The sequence below is a fragment of the Streptomyces sp. NPDC044064 genome (assembly GCF_056434245.1).
On sequence record NZ_JBWKFN010000024.1, the window covers coordinates 1 to 13,523 of the forward strand.

The following is a 13,523-nucleotide window of genomic DNA, read 5'->3' on the forward strand; positions in this document are numbered from 1 at the left end:
CAACCATGCCGCACTCCGTTTGCGTCCCCAATCACCCTCCGGGGGCAGCCAGAAAACGCCCCCCCCCCCACCCCCCCCCCCGCCACGCCCCCACCCCCCCCCCCCCCCCCCCCCCCCCCCCCCCCCACCGCCCCCCCGCCCCCCCCCCCCCCCCCCCCCGCGCTCGATGTGCGTGTGCGGTGCCCGCTCGGCTACTCGCCGGCCGCGACCCCCGCGGTCACCGGGATCTCCATGAGAACCGTGCGCCTCGGGTTCGCCGTCTGGGCCGGGAGGTCGACGGTGTGCTCCGGCAGCTCGGGCGTCTGCAGTTCGTCGGCGTCCTCGAGGTGCGCCAGAGTCGTGCGCCGCGGGTTGGCTATGTTGCGGAACATCATCGTCGTCTTCACCGTTGTACGTCCTGTGGCCTCGTGTCGGAGTTGGCAGAGTCGCCTGTCATGTAAAGCGCCAGGCTAAACATGCGATTCCCCGCCTCAGACATGAACTCCCCATGATCCGCATGTGAGTTTGCTCACGAATCCAGGGGCAAACCGGTCAATTCCGGCCGACAACTCGCCCCATCGAAACGGACATTGCCCCCCTGAAGCCGTCATTCCGCTCCTGATCATGGCGACTGGGACACGTGACACCAGGGGGCGACTCGCATGCATACGCCTGCTTTGACCTGGATCATTCTCCACAGCTGGTAACTCAGGCCTCACAACCCGTCACGTAGGTCACAGCTCGGGACACGGCTCTTGTTGGAGATCCGGCACTGTGCTGGAATTCCACGGACCGCCGCGGGATCGAGCCGGCGCGCAGGGGCGCAACGCAGCGCCGAGTGGCGGCCAGATAGGGGGGAACCTGCGCCGGTCACTTCAGACCACTCGGAGAGCGCATTCAGGGCGTTCTCCAATACGCCGACACCGTGTCCTTCCGTTCAAGCGGAGGGGTGCCTGGTCCAGAGGTTGCGACGCTAGTGCAGGGACGTTTCAAGAGGGATGGCAGCGCTTCGGCGGAGCCGGAGGCGCACGGCAGGACCGACCGCGGCTCCACGCCCCAGCACGCCCAGATCCCGGGCCCGGCCCCGTCCGGAGACAGCGGTGAGCGCCCCGGGCGCCCCGGCGCGTCCTCCTCGGCGGGCCCCACGAAGACCGGGAACCCCACCCCGACCGTGAAGTCCACCCAGGGGCCGACGGGCCCCGGTTCGCGCGTGGCCCTGCGCAACTGGCGCATCTCCACGCGTCTGGTCTCGCTGCTCGCGCTCCCCGTGGTGGCAGCCACCTCGCTGGGTGCACTGCGCATCGACCAGAACATCACCGACATCCAGCAGCTCGACAACATGAAGCTGCTGACGGAGATGACCAAGCAAGCCACGGAGCTGGCCCAGGCGCTCCAGGACGAGCGCGACCAGTCGGCCGGTCCCCTGTCCCACGGCCTGAAGTCGACCGACTACCAGATCAAGGGCTACCAGGACAAGACCGACCGGGCCCGCGAGAACTTCCTCAACGCCTCCGAGGAGATCGACGGGGCGAGCAAGAGCGGCAACCTCCAGGGCGTCCGCGACACCCTGGTGAGCCTCGCCAACCAGCTGGACGACCTGGCCAAGATCCGCCGTTCCGCCTACCAGGCGAAGGGCAACTCGACGCAGACCGTCGAGTCGTACCACCGGCTCATCACCCAGCTGGTCGACCTCTCCCAGGCCATGGCCGAGGCGTCCAGCAACCCCGAGATGATCACGCGCACCCGCGCCCTGGCGGCCTTCTCCAGCGCCAAGGAGTACGCCTCCATGCAGCGTGCCGTCATCGCCGCGGCGCTGACCACCAGCGGCAACACCAAGGGAACGCTCTCCTCGAACGACCGCCTCTACGGCCAGTCGGCGTACGAGAGCGAGAACTCCGAGATCGCGATCTTCCGGAAGATCTACAGCAGCCAGAACCCGGACGAGCTGCTGAAGCCGATCGAGGAGAACAACCCGACGATCCAGGGCGCCGACCTCTACGCCAAGCGGACCTTCGAGTCCCCCACCGGCCTGGACGGTCTGCCGCCCCGCTCGTACCGCGACTGGGTGGACGACAGCACCACCAAGATCGACCAGATGAAGAAGATCGAGCACACGCTGCTCGAGGACATGGAGCAGAAGGCCCGCGAGCTGCGCAGCGCCTCCGAGCGCGACGCGATCATCTCCGGTGCGCTGATCCTGATCGTCCTCGGCATCTCGCTCGTCGGCGCCTTCGTCGTGGCCCGCTCCATGATCCGCTCGCTGCGCCGGCTGCAGGAGACCGCCACCAAGGTCGCCCAGGACCGCCTGCCCGAGCTGGTCAAGCAGCTGTCCGAGTCCGACCCGCAGGACGTCGACACGTCCGTGGAGTCGGTCGGTGTGCACTCCCGGGACGAGATCGGCCAGGTGGCCGCGGCCTTCGACGACGTGCACCGCGAGGCGGTCCGCCTCGCCGCCGAGCAGGCCCTTCTGCGGGGCAACGTCAACGCGATGTTCACCAACCTCTCGCGCCGCTCCCAGGGCCTCATCCAGCGTCAGCTCTCGCTCATCTCCGAACTGGAGTCCCGCGAGGCCGACCCGGACCAGCTGTCCTCCCTCTTCAAGCTCGACCACCTCGCGACGCGTATGCGCCGTAACGGTGAAAACCTCCTCGTTCTCGCCGGTGAAGAGCCCGGCCGCCGCTGGACCCGCCCGGTCCCGCTGGTCGACGTGCTCCGTGCCGCCGCGTCCGAGGTGGAGCAGTACGAGCGCATCGAGCTGGCCGCGGTCCCGACCACCGAGGTCGCCGGCCGCGTCGTCAACGACCTCGTGCACCTCCTCGCCGAGCTGCTCGAGAACGCCACCTCCTTCTCCTCGCCGCAGACCAAGGTCAAGGTCACCGGTCACGCCCTGCCCGACGGCCGGGTGCTGATCGAGATCCACGACACCGGTATCGGCCTCTCCCCCGAGGACCTCGCGGCGATCAACGAGCGGCTCGCCTCGCCGCCCACCGTGGACGTCTCGGTGTCCCGCCGCATGGGTCTGTTCGTGGTCGGCCGGCTGTCCCAGCGCCACGGCATCCGCATCCAGCTGCGCCCCTCCGACTCCGGTGGTACGACCGCGCTGGTCATGCTGCCCGTCGACGTCGCCCAGGGCGGCAAGAAGCCCACGGGCAAGCCCGGCGCCCCCGCGTCGACCGGTGGTCCGGCCGCCGCGCAGGCCGCGGCCGGCGCTGCCGCCGCCCGCCGCAACAACGGCGGCAACGGCTCGGGCGGTGCCCTCGGTGGTGCCCCGTCCGGCGGCGGCCTCCTCGGCGCCGGTCCGTCCCCGCGTGGCCAGGTCGGCTCCGCCCAGGGTCCCCGGGCCGCGTTGCCCGGCACCGGCCAGGGCGGCCGTCCCGGTGCGCCGGGTGGTGCGCGTGGTCCGCAGGGTCCGGGCGCCCCGCAGCAGGGCCGGCAAGCGCCGGCCGGTGCGGGTGCGGGCGGCTTCGGCGGTCCGGGTGCCACGCAGGGCCTGCAGTCCGGTGGCCTCGGCGGATCGCAGCAGGACGCCTTCGGCGGTCGTGGTCCGGCGCAGCCGCGCGGTGGCGCGGGCGCTGCCGACCAGGGCCGTCAGCCGCAGCTGCCGCCGCGCGGCGGTCAACGGGCCGAACTGCCCGGCAGCAACCCGCCCTCGCGCACCCAGGACTGGAGCGACAACGCCCAGGCCCCGCTGTCACGCGCCTCGCTGGACACCCCGCGCGGCCATGACGAGCAGGACCCGGCGCAGACCTCGCGCATGCCGCGCGTCGACGACCGGCAGGGCCCGGGCGCGACCGCCGAGATACCCCGCATCGACGCTCAGGGACCGGCCGCCACGGGCCAGTTCCCGCGCCCGGACCTGAACGGCACGAGCAGCTCGACGGGCCAGTTCCAGCGTCCCGGCACCCAGCAGGGCAATGGCCAGTACGGGCAGCAGGGCAATGGCCAGTACGGCCAGCAGGGCAACGGCCAGTACGGCCAGCAGGACGGCAACGGGTTCGTCCGCCCCGATGTGTACGGCACGTCGGCGGCCGGGCAGCAGGACCCGCAGAGCACCGGCCAGTTCGCGGCCCCGCAGGCCTACGACGCCGGCTCCACCGGCCAGCACGCGCTGCCCGGCCGTCCGGGCCAGAGCCCGGCGAGCACCGGCCAGTTCGAGCAGCCCCAGCAGGGCAACCGAGGCGCCTCGCGCCCGCCGGCCCCGCAGCAGCGTCCGGCCCGCCGTGAGCCGGAGGCGCTGCCGCCGGCCACCGGTCCGGTCGACGGCCGTACCCCGCTGTACGACACGCTGGAAACCAACTGGTTCCACGGCACCCAGCCGGAGCGGCAGCCGGAGAATCCCCCGGCTCCGTCCCCGGCAACGCAGCAGCAGGCGCCCGCGCCCGCTCCGCAGCGCTCTCCCGCCACCGGCTCCTGGCGCACCTCGCCCAACGACGAACTCGTTCGGCAGGCGGAGCGCGTCCGGCAGCCCGCGGCGGGTGGCATCACCACCTCCGGCCTGCCGCGCCGGGTGCCCCGGGCGAACCTCGTCCCGGGCACGGCTCAGCAGCAACAGCACCAAGCCGGTCCGCAGGTCTCGCGTGCGCCTGACGACGTACGCGGCCGGCTGACCAATCTCCGTCGGGGTATCGCACAGGGTCGTCAGGTCGGCAACGGCCAGACCGGCAGCTACCCGAACCCCACTCACCAGCAGGAGCGTTAGTTGAGTCCGATGAGCCAGGCGGCACAGAACCTGAACTGGTTGATCACCAACTTCGTGGACAACACCCCCGGGGTGTCGCACACGGTGGTGGTCTCCGCCGACGGCCTTCTGCTGGCGATGTCCGAAGGTTTCCCGCGGGACCGCGCCGACCAGCTCGCGGCCGTCGCCTCCGGGTTGACCTCCCTCACGGCCGGGGCGTCCCGGATCTTCGAGGGCGGCAACGTGGCACAGACGGTCGTCGAGATGGAGCGCGGTTTCCTCTTCCTGATGTCGGTCTCGGACGGGTCGTCCCTCGCGGTCCTGGCCCACCCGGAGTGCGACATCGGCCTTGTCGGCTACGAGATGGCACTGCTCGTCGACCGCGCGGGTGCGGTACTCACCCCGGATCTGCGCGCCGAACTTCAGGGCAGTCTGCTCCACTGACCCGCCCCGGCACCACCCACCTCACGAAAACACCGTCCGGCCGTCACAATCCCCCCACCGGCCCCATAAGACGGCTTGACTGACCGACTTGCTGTCCCGCCCGGAGGATTCATGACCCCGCCCACCGCCTCTCATGATCCGTACGCGGAGCCGTACGGGGATGAGGGCGACCAGCCGCTGGTACGTCCGTACGCGATGACCGGCGGCCGGACCCGGCCGCGCTACCAGCTCGCCATCGAGGCGCTGATCAGCACCACGGCCGACCCGGCAGCGCTCATGGGGCTGCTCCCGGAGCACCAGCGCATCTGCCACCTGTGCCGTGAGGTCAAGTCGGTCGCGGAGGTGTCGGCGCTGCTGGCCATGCCGCTCGGCGTGGCCCGGATCCTGGTGGCCGACCTCGCCGAGGCCGGCCTGGTCGCCATTCACCAGCCGGGTGGCGACGAGAACAACGGCGGCGCTCCGGACGTGACGCTGCTCGAAAGGGTGCTCAGTGGACTTCGCAAGCTCTGACACGGGCCGGGCCACCACCTCGGCGAAGATCGTGGTGGCGGGCGGCTTCGGCGTGGGCAAGACCACGTTCGTCGGCGCCGTCTCGGAGATCAACCCGCTGCGCACGGAGGCCGTCATGACGTCCGCTTCGGCGGGCATCGACGACCTGACCCACACCGGGGACAAGACCACCACCACGGTGGCCATGGACTTCGGCCGTATCACCCTGGACCAGGACCTGATCCTGTACCTCTTCGGTACGCCCGGTCAGGACCGCTTCTGGTTCATGTGGGACGACCTGGTGCGCGGCGCCATCGGCGCGGTGGTGCTCGTGGACACCCGGCGCCTCGCGGACTGCTTCCCGGCCGTGGACTACTTCGAGAACAGCGGTCTGCCGTTCGTCATCGCCCTCAACGGCTTCGACGGCCATCAGCCGTACACGCCCGACGAGGTGCGGGAAGCCCTGCAGATCGGGCCGGACGCGCCGATCATCACGACCGACGCCCGCCACCGCGCGGACGCCAAGAGTGCGCTGATCACGCTCGTGGAGCACGCCCTGATGGCGCGCCTGCGGTAGCACCCAAATGCAACGTGCCGTACGGCAGTTGCCGTAAAGCAATCGGAGCCGACTGTGGCCTTTGACACGGTCGGCTCCGCTGTTCATAACAGTTCGGCAGAGGAATCCCCCGGCATCACCACGCGACGCGGTCGAGCGGTACCGCTGCGCTCACAAAGGCCCCGCCTTTTGGCGGGGCTCGTTCTTTATGACCGTTTTATCTGGGGCTTACAAGCGCACCGTTCGGGGGTTTCCACTGTTTGGAAGTGCGCTGGTCGACGTGCTGGAATGCCTGAACTGCCCAATAGTCAAAGACGTACCTAGTGGTCGATGACGAACGGGGCTCTGAGAGACTGCGGCACGACGAAGGTGCCGACCGCCGAGAGGTTGTTGGTCGAGTGAGGCGAAGCAAGAACGGTCCCGAGCCGTCGGCGCGGGGCAACTTCACCCCGCCGCCGCGCGCTGCGGCGCCCACCCCTGTGCCCGGCTCGGAGCCGGCGGCCACTCCCGCGAAGAGCGGCGGCCGCTTCTCCCCGCGCAACTGGCGCGTGCCGACCAGGCTGAACGCGATTCTGCTCATACCCGTGGCGGTGGGTCTCGTCATGGGCGGCTTCCAGGTGAAGAGCTCGATCGACACCTGGCAGGACGCTCAGGACGCGGAGAACACCGCCCGTCTGGTCCGGGCCTCGCTGTCCTACGCCGACGCCCTCTACAACGAGCGGGACATCACGGCCACGCCCCTGCTGAAGGGCAAGAGCCAGACACCCGAGGACAAGCTCACCGTCAAGCAGGCCCGCGCCGCCACGGACCGCGCCGCCCAGGCCTTCACCGACGCGGCGCAGAACATGCCGGACAAGTCCGGCCTCAAGCGCCGGCTGACGCTGTTCCGCCAGGCCGAGCCCTTCCTGCAGACGCTGCGCGCCGGTGCGTACACCTCCAAGTTCACCGGTGTGCAGACCGAGGAGGGCTACGTCAAGGTCGCCCACCCGCTCATGGAGTTCGCCAACGAGCTGGGTCTCGGCACCGGAAACATCACCTCCTACGGCCGTACCGTCTACGCCATCTCGCTCACCAAGGCGGCGCTGTCGCTGGAGCGCTCCATCGGCATGCACATCCTGGAGAAGCCGGGTCCGGACGCCCCGAACCTGGCGAGCCAGCGTGTGGCCCTGTCCTCGTACGCCTACCTCGAGGGCATCGCCGTCGAGGAGTACGAGGGCGGTGGCACCCAGGCCGACGCGGACAAGCTCGACCAGCTGAAGAAGGACATCCAGACCAAGGCCGCGGCCATGGCCCAGCAGGCCAAGGCCAAGAACCCGAACTACGTGCCCCCGCCGGAATCGACGAAGATGATCGGGGCGCTCGCCCAGCTGGACACCACGGCTCCCGCCGCGCGCCAGCAGCTCGCTCTGCACGGCATCAGCGCGGAGAACTGGTGGGCGGTCAACACCCTCAAGTTCAACGCCTACCGCACGATCGAGTCGGACATGGCCGACAAGGCCGTGAGCGAGGCGTCGAGCATCGCCGACGACGCCAAGACCTCCGCGATCATCACCGGTGCCGTGGTCGTCATCGCCCTGCTCCTCGCGTTCATCCTGGCCGGTACCGTCGCCCGCCAGATGAGCCGCTCGATGCGCCAGCTGCGCAACGCCGCCTTCGGCATCGCCGAGCAGCGCCTGCCGATGCTGGTCGACCAGCTCTCGCGCACCGACCCCGGCCGCGTCGACACCCGTGTCGCTCCGATCCCGATCAACTCGACGGACGAGATCGGCGAGGTCGCCCGGGCCTTCGACCAGGTCCACCGCGAGGCCGTCCGGCTCGCCGCCGAGCAGGCCCTGCTGCGGGGCAACATCAACGCGATCTTCACCAACCTGTCGCGCCGCAACCAGTCGCTGATCGAGGGCCAGCTGACCCTGATCACCGACCTGGAGAACAACGAGGCCGACCCGGACCAGCTGGAGAACCTCTTCCGCCTGGACCACCTCGCGACCCGCATGCGCCGCAACGGCGAGAACCTCCTGGTCCTCGCCGGCGAGGAGCCGGGCCGCCGCTGGGACCAGCCGGTCCCGCTGGTCGACGTCCTGCGCGCCGCCTCCTCCGAGGTGGAGCAGTACGAGCGCATCGAGCTGTCCGGTGTCCCGGAGGCCGAGATCCACGGCCGTGCCGTGACCGACCTCGTGCACCTGCTCGCCGAGCTGCTGGAGAACGCCACGACGTTCTCCTCCCCGCAGACCAAGGTCCGCGTCACCGCGACCCGTCTCCCCGACGGCCGCGTGATGATCGAGATCCACGACAAGGGCATCGGCCTCACCGCCGAGGACTTCGCGGACATCAACCACAAGCTGGCCAACCCGCCGACCGTGGACGCCGCGATCTCCCAGCGCATGGGCCTCTTCGTGGTCGGCCGGCTGTCCGACCGGCACGGCATCCGCGTCCAGCTGCGCCCCTCGGGCGAGCAGGCGGGTACCACCTCCCTGGTCATGCTGCCGGACGCGATCACGCACGGTGGTGGCGGCGAGACGCCGCTGGACCGCGAGGAGTTCACGGTCTCCCAGATCATCCCGGAGCAGAACTTCCAGGGTGAGAGCTTCGGCCAGGTGGCGCCCATGCGCACCGCCGCCGAGCTGGGCTTCGACGACAGCGCCTACACCGAGGTCCCCGACGACATCCGCGGTCTCGACCCCGTCGGCCGCTCCCTGATGCGTGAGGGGCGCCGGGCGGCCCTGGAAGCCCAGAACGAACAGCCGCAGGAGACAGCCGAGCAGTCCGCGTACCGGGACGGGTTCGACGCGCAGCAGGGCTTCGACGGCAGCAGCACGGGTTACACCGAGCAGACGTCGTACCCGGAGCAGCCGCAGCAGCCGTACCAGGAGCAGACGTACGAGGAGCAGCAGCACACCTCGTACGAGAAGCCGTACGACGAGCAGTACTACGCGCCGAACGGCGGTCTGCCGCAGCGCGACGGCTTCGCCCAGAACGGCGGCGGCTACCCCGAGCCCGCGTATTCGGAGCCCGCTCAGGACGAGCACGCGCCCGCGCACGCCTCCGCCTCCGACGGGTTCGGCTCCTACGAGAGCCAGTCCTACCAGGACGACTGGCCGCAGCAGGACGGTTACCAGAACGGCTATCAGGCCCAGTACGCTCCGGAAACGGAATCCGCGCAGGCCGGTGACGCAGATGAGCGGAACCGCGTAGGCTTCGACCGTCCGGGACCGGCCACTCCCGCCTCCCACTCGCTGACCGACGCCGGGCTGCCCCGCCGCGGATCCGTCCCGAGCGGCTCCAACGGTTCGAGCGCCGCAGGCGGCACGGCACGCGTGCAGCAGGAAGCGCCGGCTCCCGCACCGGGCAACTCCCCGGGGCAGAGCGGCGACAGCGGCTGGCGTTCGGCGAACGACGAGCGCTGGCAGCAGGCCTCACAGCTCCGGAAGCCCAAGGCGGGCGGGGTCACCTCCTCCGGTCTGCCGCGGCGGGTACCCAAGGCCAACCTGGTCGAGGGCACCGCCGAGAGCACCCCTCAGGGAGGCCCACAGGTCTCCCGCGCCCCGGAGGACGTCCGGGGCAGGCTGAGCAACCTGCGTAGGGGCGTCCAGCGCGGACGCAACGCAGGCAGTGAAACGAACGGCCAGGGCTTCGGTCCTGACAGCACCTACAACCAGGAGCGTTAGTGTGAGCCCGATGAGCCAGGCGGCACAGAACCTGAACTGGTTGATCACCAACTTCGTGGACAACACCCCGGGGGTGTCCCACACGGTGGTGGTCTCCGCCGACGGACTCCTTCTGGCGATGTCCGAAGGCTTCCCCCGCGACCGCGCCGACCAGCTCGCGGCCGTCGCCTCCGGTCTGACGTCCCTGACGGCAGGCGCCTCCCGGATCTTCGAAGGGGGCGCAGTGAACCAGACGGTTGTGGAGATGGAGCGGGGATTCCTGTTCATCATGTCCGTATCCGACGGTTCGTCACTTGCGGTTCTGGCCCACCCGGAGGCGGACATCGGCCTCATCGGGTACGAGATGGCCCTTCTGGTGGACCGCGCGGGCACGGTCCTCACCCCGGATCTGCGTGCAGAACTCCAGGGAAGCCTTCTCAACTAACAGACGAACGGTGCGTATACGCGTCCCGGGGCCGTAAGGTTTCGGGACGCGGCTCCACAGGGATGGGTGCCCGGCACGGTCGGAGGAGGAGAGAAAGTGGCAACACCCCCAGGCGGTTCGAATAACGGCAACTGGTCGTACGGTCCTGCCCAGGGCCAGGGCGACGGTTCCGCGAACCGGTACAACTTCCCCTCCGCCCCGAGCCACCGGCAGCCGTACGCGCCGCAGGGCCCCGGTCCGTCGCCGTACGACCAGCCCCCGGCCCCGCGCATCCAGCCGGTACAGCCCCAGCGCCGCCCCGAGCCGGCGCCGGCCTCGGCTTCCAACAACCCCCTGGTGCGTCCGTACGCCATGACCGGCGGCCGGACCCGCCCGCGCTACCAGCTCGCCATCGAGGCACTGGTGCACACCACCGCGCAGCCGCACCAGATGCAGGGCCAGCTGCCCGAGCATCAGCGGATCTGCAACCTGTGCCGGGAGATCAAGTCGGTGGCCGAGGTCTCGGCCCTGCTGTCGATTCCCCTCGGCGTGGCCAGGATCCTCGTCGCCGACTTGGCGGAAGCGGGCCTGGTCGCCATCCATCAGCCCGGCGGCGACGAGAACGCCGGTGGCCAGCCAGACGTGACACTGCTCGAAAGGGTGCTCAGTGGACTTCGCAAGCTCTAGCGGCGGTCCTTCCCGCTCCACCACCTCCGCGAAGATTGTGGTGGCGGGCGGCTTCGGCGTGGGCAAGACCACGTTCGTCGGCGCCGTCTCGGAGATCAACCCGCTGCGCACAGAGGCCGTCATGACGTCCGCTTCGGCAGGCATCGACGACCTCACCCACACCGGAGACAAGACCACCACCACGGTGGCCATGGACTTCGGCCGTATCACCCTGGACCAGGACCTGATCCTGTACCTCTTCGGTACGCCCGGTCAGGACCGCTTCTGGTTCATGTGGGACGACCTGGTGCGCGGCGCCATCGGCGCGATCGTCCTGGTCGACACCCGCCGCCTCGCCGACTGCTTCCCCGCGGTCGACTACTTCGAGAACAGCGGTCTGCCGTTCGTCGTCGCGCTCAACGGATTCGACGGCAGCCAGCCGTACAACCCGGACGAGGTGCGCGAGGCCCTGCAGATCGGCCCCGACACCCCGATCATCACGACGGACGCCCGCCACCGCGCGGACGCCAAGTCGGCGCTGATCACCCTGGTGGAGCACGCGCTCATGGCGCGCCTTCGCTAGGACTGCCGCTCGGCACCACAGACTTCGGCCCCTGTTCCTCCTCGCGAGGGACAGGGGCCTTTGTCGTGTGCGTACTTGCCTGTGCGTACTGCCCTGTGCGGGCCGGGCGCACCGGTGTGTCCGGAACGCACCTGGGCCCCGCCCTCCCGGAGGAGAGGCGGGGCCCAGGCCACGCGCAGAAACTCAGTGCCAGCTGTGCGGCGCCCGGAAGCCGGGCTCGCGCTCCAGGCGGCGCCAGCCGGCCTTCGCACGGCCTCGGTGGGTCTGGGACGAAGCCGCCGGCTGGGCGGCCGCACGGGCCAGGAGGACGGCCGTGATGGCGGCGACTTCCTCGGGCTCGGCGTGGCCCTTCTCGACGCGGATGTCAGGCGTGTTCATGGATGTCAGTCTCCGTGAGAGAGAGGTCCGCGGGGTTGCCGCGACGGGTCCGCTCGGTTACTGCGGGGGGTTGCCGTGCTTGCGGGAGGGCAGGTCGGCGTGCTTGGACTGCAGCATCGCCAGGGACTTGACCAGGACCTCGCGGGTCTCGGCGGGGTCGATGACGTCGTCCACGAGGCCGCGCTCGGCCGCGTAGTACGGGTGCATCAGCTCGGCCTTGTACTCCTTGACCATCTTCTGCCGCATGGCCTCGGGGTCCTCGGCATCGGCGATCTGACGGCGGAAGATGACGTTGGCCGCGCCCTCCGCGCCCATCACGGCGATCTCGTTGGTGGGCCAGGCGTAGGTGAGGTCGGCGCCGATCGACTGGGAGTCCATGACGATGTATGCACCTCCGTACGCCTTGCGCAGGATGAGCGAAATCCTCGGCACGGTCGCGTTGCAGTAGGCGTACAGCAGCTTCGCGCCGTGGCGGATGATTCCGCCGTGCTCCTGGTCGACACCGGGCAGGAACCCCGGTACGTCCAGGAAGGTCACGATCGGGACATTGAAAGCGTCACACATCTGGACAAAGCGCGCAGCTTTTTCGCTGGCCTCGATGTCCAGGACGCCGGCCAGGACCTGGGGCTGGTTGGCGATGATGCCGACGACCTGGCCGTCCAGCCGGGCCAGCGCGCAGATGATGTTCCGCGCCCAGCGCTCGTGGACCTCCAGGTACTCGCCGTCGTCGACGATCTCCTCGATGACCTTGGCCATGTCGTACGGCCGGTTGCCGTCCGCCGGGACCAGGTCGAGCAGGACGTCGCTGCGGCGGTCCACCGGGTCGCCGGACTCCACCCGCGGCGGGTTCTCGCGGTTGTTCTGCGGGAGCAGCGAGAGGAGGTAGCGCACCTCGGCGATGCAGGTCTCCTCGTCGTCGTACGCGAAGTGGCAGACACCGCTCGTCTCGGCGTGCACGTCCGCGCCGCCCAGGCCGTTCTGGGTGATCTCCTCGCCCGTCACCGCCTTGACCACGTCCGGGCCGGTGATGAACATCTGGGAGGTCTCGCGGACCATGAACACGAAGTCCGTCAGCGCCGGGGAGTAGGCGGCGCCGCCCGCGCACGGGCCCAGCATCACGGAGATCTGCGGGATGACACCCGAGGCCTTCGTGTTGCGCTGGAAGATGCCGCCGTAGCCCGCGAGGGCCGAGACGCCCTCCTGGATACGGGCGCCCGCGCCGTCGTTCAGGGAGACCAGCGGCGCACCGGCCGCGATGGCCATGTCCATGATCTTGTGGATCTTGGTGGCGTGGGCCTCGCCCAGCGCACCGCCGAAGATCCGGAAGTCATGGGCGTACACGAAGACCGTGCGGCCCTCGACCGTGCCCCAGCCGGTGATGACACCGTCGGTGTACGGCTTCTTCGCCTCCAGGCCGAAACCGGTCGCCCGGTGCCGGCGCAGCTGCTCGACCTCCTGGAAGGACCCCGGGTCCAGGAGCAGCTCGATGCGCTCCCGCGCCGTCAGCTTGCCCTTGGCGTGCTGCGCCTCGGTCGCCTTCTCGCTGGGGCCTGCCACGGCCTGCGCACGGATCTCGTGCAGCTCGGCGACCCGTCCGCGCGCGTCCGTCGGCTCGCCGGTCGGCTCACCCGTCGTCTCTTCCAAAACGGTCATGTAGCGACCTTACGAAGGACACCAAGGAA

The 13,523-nt window shown here is 69.9% G+C and carries 11 protein-coding genes; 8 read left to right on the forward strand and 3 right to left on the reverse strand.

Translation table 11 applies throughout. The annotated features are described in order from the left end of the window. Positions 1-191 precede the first annotated feature (191 nt). Positions 192-386 carry a hypothetical protein gene (locus AC07DS_RS32275; RefSeq protein ID WP_479151046.1) on the reverse strand — a complete coding sequence of 65 codons (195 nt, stop codon included), beginning with the start codon at positions 384-386 and terminating at the stop codon, positions 192-194. A gap of 569 nt (positions 387-955) precedes the next feature. Here AC07DS_RS32275 and AC07DS_RS32280 point away from each other — a divergent pair. The 8 genes from AC07DS_RS32280 (at position 956) to AC07DS_RS32315 (ending at position 11,463) form a co-directional block, all read left to right on the forward strand. Then, positions 956-4,678, forward strand: a complete 3,723-nt coding sequence (locus AC07DS_RS32280) for a sensor histidine kinase (RefSeq protein WP_479151048.1) — start codon at positions 956-958, stop codon at positions 4,676-4,678. Positions 4,679-4,687: 9 nt separating this feature from the next. Then, positions 4,688-5,101, forward strand: coding sequence for a roadblock/LC7 domain-containing protein (locus tag AC07DS_RS32285; protein WP_003973453.1), 414 nt, complete (start codon positions 4,688-4,690; stop codon positions 5,099-5,101). A 111-nt stretch (positions 5,102-5,212) separates the two neighbouring features. After that, the gene (locus tag AC07DS_RS32290) at positions 5,213-5,611 is read left to right on the forward strand and encodes a DUF742 domain-containing protein (protein WP_019058642.1); all 399 of its coding nucleotides are present in this window, start codon (positions 5,213-5,215) and stop codon (positions 5,609-5,611) included. Next, on the forward strand, positions 5,592-6,167 hold the full coding sequence (locus AC07DS_RS32295) for a GTP-binding protein (RefSeq protein ID WP_361384147.1): 576 nt from the start codon (positions 5,592-5,594) through the stop codon (positions 6,165-6,167). Before AC07DS_RS32290 ends, AC07DS_RS32295 begins: the two co-directional genes overlap by 20 nt. 377 nt (positions 6,168-6,544) lie before the next feature. Then, positions 6,545-9,811, forward strand: coding sequence for a sensor histidine kinase (locus AC07DS_RS32300; protein ID WP_479151051.1), 3,267 nt, complete (start codon positions 6,545-6,547; stop codon positions 9,809-9,811). Positions 9,812-9,821: 10 nt separating this feature from the next. Beyond that, on the forward strand, positions 9,822-10,235 hold the full coding sequence (locus AC07DS_RS32305) for a roadblock/LC7 domain-containing protein (RefSeq protein WP_003993185.1): 414 nt from the start codon (positions 9,822-9,824) through the stop codon (positions 10,233-10,235). Between the two features lie 96 nt (positions 10,236-10,331). Next, positions 10,332-10,901, forward strand: coding sequence for a DUF742 domain-containing protein (locus AC07DS_RS32310; RefSeq protein ID WP_145883483.1), 570 nt, complete (start codon positions 10,332-10,334; stop codon positions 10,899-10,901). Further along, complete coding sequence (locus tag AC07DS_RS32315) at positions 10,882-11,463, forward strand: GTP-binding protein (protein ID WP_026150693.1); 582 nt, start codon at positions 10,882-10,884, stop codon at positions 11,461-11,463. The genes AC07DS_RS32310 and AC07DS_RS32315 overlap by 20 nt, the downstream gene beginning before the upstream one ends. Before the next feature lie 183 nt (positions 11,464-11,646). On the opposite strand, the gene AC07DS_RS32320 is transcribed toward AC07DS_RS32315, so the two are convergent. Both AC07DS_RS32320 and AC07DS_RS32325 read right to left on the reverse strand, forming a co-directional pair. Further along, positions 11,647-11,841, reverse strand: a complete 195-nt coding sequence (locus AC07DS_RS32320; RefSeq protein ID WP_145883484.1) for an acyl-CoA carboxylase subunit epsilon — start codon at positions 11,839-11,841, stop codon at positions 11,647-11,649. A gap of 57 nt (positions 11,842-11,898) precedes the next feature. Beyond that, a complete protein-coding gene (locus tag AC07DS_RS32325) occupies positions 11,899-13,494 on the reverse strand; it encodes an acyl-CoA carboxylase subunit beta (protein ID WP_145883485.1) in 1,596 nt (531 codons plus the stop codon). Positions 13,495-13,523: the final 29 nt, after the last annotated feature.